The sequence below is a fragment of the Hydrogenophaga sp. genome, from assembly GCF_030656115.1.
In the GTDB taxonomy this organism is placed as follows: Bacteria; Pseudomonadota; Gammaproteobacteria; order Burkholderiales; family Burkholderiaceae_C; genus Hydrogenophaga.
Window position 1 is genome coordinate 1 of sequence record NZ_JAUSOO010000168.1, and the last position, 4,313, is coordinate 4,313.

Annotated in this window: 4 protein-coding genes and 1 pseudogene; 3 read left to right on the top strand and 2 right to left on the bottom strand. The window is 62.2% G+C overall.

Annotation, left to right across the window (positions count from 1 at the left end):
• Positions 1–79 (top strand): annotated as a pseudogene (gene rpmB / locus Q7J58_RS21605) (50S ribosomal protein L28); the annotation flags it as partial.
• Positions 80–91: 12 nt separating this feature from the next.
• Positions 92–262 carry a 50S ribosomal protein L33 gene (gene rpmG, locus Q7J58_RS21610; RefSeq protein ID WP_056269543.1) on the top strand — a complete coding sequence of 57 codons (171 nt, stop codon included), beginning with the start codon at positions 92–94 and terminating at the stop codon, positions 260–262.
• 173 nt (positions 263–435) lie between these two features.
• On the opposite strand, the gene Q7J58_RS21615 is transcribed toward rpmG, so the two are convergent.
• Positions 436–1,653: a fatty acid desaturase gene (locus Q7J58_RS21615; RefSeq protein WP_304832010.1), complete on the bottom strand. Its 1,218-nt coding sequence runs from the start codon at positions 1,651–1,653 to the stop codon at positions 436–438.
• 169 nt (positions 1,654–1,822) lie between these two features.
• Entirely contained in the window at positions 1,823–3,091 is a 1,269-nt protein-coding gene (locus tag Q7J58_RS21620) for an RsmB/NOP family class I SAM-dependent RNA methyltransferase (RefSeq protein ID WP_304832012.1), read from the bottom strand.
• Between the two features lie 208 nt (positions 3,092–3,299).
• Between Q7J58_RS21620 and Q7J58_RS21625 the strand changes: the two genes are divergently transcribed.
• Positions 3,300–4,313, top strand: a 1,014-nt coding sequence (locus Q7J58_RS21625; RefSeq protein WP_304832014.1) for a peptide chain release factor 3, incomplete at its 3' end; no start/stop codon positions are given.

A 4,313-nucleotide genomic window follows, 5' to 3' on the forward strand; every position in this document is an offset into this window, starting at 1 on the left:
CGGTGCAGCTCTGCGCCTGATCGACAAAAACGGCATCGATTCCGTGCTCGCAGACCTGCGCGCACGCGGCCAGGCTTAAGGAGAACCGACCATGGCAACCAAAGGCGCACGCGAGAAAATCAAGCTGGAATCCACCGCTGGAACCGGCCATTTCTACACCACCACCAAAAACAAAAAGACCACGCCCGAAAAGATGCTGATCAAAAAGTTTGATCCAAAAGCTCGCAAGCACGTGGACTACAAAGAAATCAAGCTGAAGTAATTCAGCCGGGTTTGCTCAACAAAAAAGCCGCTGTGAAAACAGCGGCTTTTTTGTTGGGAGCTTATCCTGAAATCTTGCCCTGAACGCCGCGGAACCGGCTCCGCCGGACCGTCAGCATTACCCTCTTCAAAGGGGTGCGCGCCGCAGGCACGGGGCGCGAGGTTGGACCAAATTCAAGCGCGCGCAGAGCGCAACTGAATCGAGAATTCGCGCAACGCAGCGATACCACTCTCTTCTGCGCGGCGGCACCACGCTTGCAGGTCGGCCGCCAACTGCTCGCGGGAGTGCGAGGTGTTGAGCCAGATCTGGCGCAACTCTTCGCGCATGACCACCATTTTGTCCAGCACTGGATAGGCCGCACGGGCCTGGCTCAGTTGCGACACGGCGGCCGCAGGCACTTTGTCTGCGTCGCGGTGCAACCAGCGGCTGGCGGTCTTGAGCACACTGGCATCCACCTTGGGCGTGGCAGCTTCGTGCTGAAACACATCGCGCATCCTGCGGGCGTAGCCGGCCATCACCTCGTAGCGGTTGGCGATGATGGCTTCCAGCGTTTTCTCGTCGGCCACAGGTTTGACATCGCCATAAGCCATTTTGGGTGGCGTCTTTTTCACGGTGGCCAACCCCACCATCTGCATGATGCTGATGTACATCCAGCCGATGTCAAACTCATAAGGCTTCACCGACAGCTTGGCCGAAGTGGGGTAAGTGTGGTGGTTGTTGTGCAGTTCTTCACCACCGATGAGAATGCCCCAAGGCGAAATGTTGGTGCTGGCGTCGGTCGCTTCAAAGTTGCGGTAGCCCCAGTAATGGGCAGCGCCATTGATGATGCCGGCCGCCGTGATGGGAATCCAGGCCATCTGAACAGCCCAAACCGCCAAGCCCGCCGCACCAAACAGGGCGATGTCGATGATCATCATCAGACCCACACCTTGCCATGAGTACCGCGTGTACAGGTTGCGCTCAATCCAGTCGTCCGGCGTACCGTGACCATAACGGGCCATGGTTTCCTTGTTTTTGGACTCGGCACGGTACAACTCGGCGCCTTCGAACAGCACCTTTTTGATGCCGTACACGTGAGGACTGTGGGGGTCTTCGGCCTGCTCGCATTTGGCGTGGTGTTTGCGGTGAATGGCTGCCCACTCTTTGGTGACCTGACCCGTGGTCAGCCAGAGCCAGAAACGGAAAAAGTGCGAAGCGATGGGGTGCAGGTCCAGCGAGCGGTGCGCCTGGTGGCGGTGCAAAAAGATGGTGACACTGGCGATGGTGATGTGCGTGAACACCAAGGTCACCAGAACGATCTGCCACCAACTGGCCTCGGTCAGCCCATGGGCCAACTGCTGAATCACACCATCCCACAGCGTGGAAAAGAATCCGGAATCGGTAGAAAACATTGATTTCCTAAATGACCGCCCCAACAGCGGCGGGAACATGAGAGAGACACCCTCTGGCAAAGGAGCGTTGAAAACGCGTTGAATTTTAATGCTGGGGGTACAAAACACCAAATGTTGGCCAAGGCTGTCAGCAGCCAGCCTGATCAACATCAGGTTTTTGTGATTTTTTTCAAGTCTTCTTGCGCCAGACGGCCGCAAAAAAGCCGTCAGTTGCGTGCCGATGCGGCCACAAACGCAGCATTTTCCCCTCATCACCCGTACACAGCGACGCTGCATGGTGCACTTGGGCCGTCTCCAGCAAACCTGCCACAGGCACCGGCTCGAAATCCGGATGGACCTCGCCAAAGGCGGCCACGACCGCTTCGTTTTCGGCGGGCAACAGGCTGCAGGTGGCATAAACCAAGCGCCCACCCGGCTTCAGCAGGCGCGCCGCGCTGTGCAAAATCGCCTGCTGCAAGGCGGCCTGTGCTGCCACGGTCTGGGGGTTTTGACGCCACTTCAGGTCGGGGCTGCGGCGCAACGTTCCCAGGCCCGAGCAAGGCGCATCCACCAGCACGCGGTCGATCTTGCCCGCCAGCCGCTTGATGCGGTCGTCGCGCTCGTGCGCAATGGCCACCGGGTGCACGTTGGACAGGCCGCTGCGCGCCAGCCGGGGCTTGAGCGCATCGAGCCGGTGACCGGACGTGTCAAACGCATACAAGCGCCCGCTGTTGCGCATGGCCGCGCCAATGGCCAGCGTCTTGCCGCCCGCACCGGCGCAAAAGTCCACCACCATTTCACCGCGCTTGGCGTCCAAGAGCAAAGCCAGCAGTTGCGATCCCTCGTCTTGCACCTCCACGTCGCCCTGCACGAAAGCGGGCAACTTGGCCAGCGAGGGCTTGCCCTGCAGGCGAATGCCCATGGGCGAATACGGTGTGGGCTCGCAGGTGAGACCCGCCTGGCGCAATTCGGCCAGCACAGCTTCGCGCTTCTTTTTGAGCACGTTGACGCGCAGGTCCAGCGGCGCGGGCTGGTTCAGGCTCGCCACCAACGCGTCAAACTCAGGCCCCACCTGTTCGCGCAGCGCGGTAGCCAGCCATTCGGGCAGGTTGTGCCGATGGGGTGCCATTAGGTCGGCGTCGGTCACGGCATCGCAGTGGTCGAGCCAGTTCTTTTCCACATCGGTGAGCGCGCTTTTGAGAAAGTCACGGTCACCCGGAAAACCCAGCACGGCCAGGCGGCGCCATTTGGAGCCGCTGCCGGAGCGCGCAAGCCATTCGAACTTGAGGCGCTCGCGCAGGGTGGCGTACACCGTGTCGGACAGGGTGGCCCGCTCGCGCGGACCGAGCGAGCGGTGCTCGCGGAAGTAACGAGACACCACCGCATCGGCAGGGTGCTCAAATTTGTAAACGAGTTCAATCAGGTTGGCGCATTCGTCCAGCAGGGCTTTTGGGTGCATGGTTTGGATTATCCCCCTGCGCCGCTGCGCGGCTTCCCCCAAGGGGGACGGTGCCTGTGGCCGGGCAAAGCCCGATCCACGGCATCTCTGGGTGGGGGCATCGCGCGCCGGAGGTGTCTGCGGTCTGGAGCACTGGTGTCGCCTCGGGGGGCGGGTAAGCCGCGCAGCGGAGCGGGGGGAGCCAAGTCCAGGGGGATAATCCCGGCCCATGTCTGAACTCTCCAACCAAGTGCGCCGCCGGCGCACATTCGCCATCATTTCCCACCCCGACGCGGGCAAGACCACGCTGACCGAGAAACTGCTGCTGTTCTCGGGTGCGATCAACATCGCCGGCTCGGTGAAGGCGCGCAAGGCGGCACGCCACGCCACCAGCGACTGGATGGAGATTGAAAAGCAGCGTGGCATTTCGGTCGCTTCGTCGGTGATGCAGATGGAATACCGCGACTGCGTGATCAACCTGCTGGACACCCCCGGCCACCAGGACTTCAGCGAAGACACCTACCGTGTGCTCACCGCCGTGGACGCGGCGCTGATGGTGATCGACGCCGGCAACGGCGTGGAGCCGCAGACCCGGCGACTGCTGCAGGTCTGCCGTGCACGCAACACGCCCATCCTCACCTTCGTCAACAAGATGGACCGCGAGGTACAGGCCCCGCTGGACCTGATGGACGAGATTGAGCGCGAACTGGGCATGACCGTGGTGCCGTTCACCTGGCCAGTGGGCATGGGCAAGACCTTCCGTGGCGTGTTTGACCGCCGCACCGACCAGATGCGCGTGTTCGCCGCCGGTGAAGACCGCCGCGGTGGCGACGAAGACGTGCTGAGCGGGCTGGACAACCCCGAGAGCGTGAAGCGCTTTGGCGCCGAATTTGAGCAGGCCAAGGAAGAACTGGAACTGGTGGCCGGTGCCTCACCGGCGTTTGACGAGGCCGAGTTTCTGGCCGGGCGCCAGACGCCCATGCTGTTTGGCTCGGCGGTGAACAACTTTGGCGTGCGCGAGGTGCTGGACGCGCTGGTGGACCTGGCACCGCCGCCCGGCGACCGCCCGGCCATTCAGCGCGTGGTGCACCCGGACGAACCCAAGTTCACCGGCGTGGTGTTCAAGATCCAGGCCAACATGGACCCGGCGCACCGCGACCGCATTGCCTTCGTGCGCGTGGCCAGCGGCCACTTTGAGCGCGGCATGAAGCTGCGCGTGGTGCGCAGCGGCAAAGACCTGCGG